1 protein-coding gene is annotated in these 1,334 nt (G+C 66.6%); it reads left to right on the plus strand.

The features are described from left to right. Positions 1-1,334, plus strand: a 1,334-nt coding sequence (locus tag ACIBLC_RS41965) for a (Fe-S)-binding protein (protein WP_399216752.1), incomplete at both ends; no start/stop codon positions are given.

Below are 1,334 nucleotides of genomic sequence, written 5' to 3' on the forward strand. Positions count from 1 at the left end.
GAGGACGACGTCTTCGGCGTCTCCCAGATCGAGCAGTTCTCCTGGAAGGGCCTCCTCGATTTTTCCACGTGTACGGAGTGCGGGCGCTGCCAGTCGCAGTGCCCGGCGTGGAACACGGGCAAGCCGCTCTCCCCGAAGCTGCTGATCATGTCGCTGCGCGACCACGCCCACGCCAAGGCCCCCTACCTGCTGGCCGGCGGCGGCAAGAACGCCGAGGGCGAGGAGAAGGCGACCCCCGAGCAGCTCAAGGACGTACCCGCCGCCGCCCTGGCGGAGGCGGAACGCCCGCTGATCGGGACCCTCGAAGAGAACGGCGTCATCGACCCCGACGTCCTGTGGTCCTGCACCAGCTGCGGGGCGTGTGTGGAGCAGTGCCCGGTCGACATCGAGCACATCGACCACATCGTCGACATGCGCCGCTACCAGGTGATGATCGAGAGCGCGTTCCCCTCCGAGGCGGGCACCATGCTCAAGAACCTGGAGAAGAAGGGCAACCCCTGGGGGCTGGCCAAGAAGCAGCGCCTGGAATGGACGAAGGAGGTCGACTTCGACATCCCGGTCGTCGGCCGCGACCTCGAGGACCTGTCCGAGGTCGAGTACCTGTACTGGGTCGGCTGCGCCGGCGCTCTGGAGGACCGCGCCAAGAAGACCACCAAGGCCTTCGCGGAGCTCCTGCACATGGCGGGCGTCAAGTTCGCGATCATGGGCGGCGACGAGAAGTGCACCGGCGACTCCGCGCGGCGCCTGGGCAACGAACCGCTGTTCCAGGAACTGGGCATGGAGAACGTGGCCGCGCTGAACATGGCGTACGGCGAGTCCCTCGACGAGGACGGAGAGGTCGACCCCTCCACGAGGAAACCGAAGTCCGCCAAGAAGATCGTCGCGACCTGCCCGCACTGCCTCAACACCCTGGGCAACGAATACCCGCAGCTCGGCGGCGACTACGAGGTCATCCACCACACCCAGCTGCTCCAGCACCTCATCGACGACGGCAAACTCGTCCCCGTCACCCCGGTCGAGGGCCTGATCACCTACCACGACCCCTGCTACCTGGGCCGCCACAACAAGATCTACACCCCGCCGCGCGAGATCATGTCCGCCGTCCCGGGCCTGCGCCAGCAGGAGATGCACCGCCACAAGGAACGCGGCTTCTGCTGCGGCGCGGGCGGCGCCCGCATGTGGATGGAAGAACGCATCGGCAAACGCATCAACAACGAACGCGTCGATGAGGCCCTGTCGTTGAACCCCGACATCGTCTCCACCGCCTGCCCCTTCTGCCTCGTCATGCTCACCGACTCCGTCAACGCCAAGAAGAACGACGGCCAGGCCAAGGA

This window comes from Streptomyces sp. NPDC050535, from assembly GCF_044457665.1.
Taxonomy (GTDB): domain Bacteria; phylum Actinomycetota; class Actinomycetes; order Streptomycetales; family Streptomycetaceae; genus Streptomyces.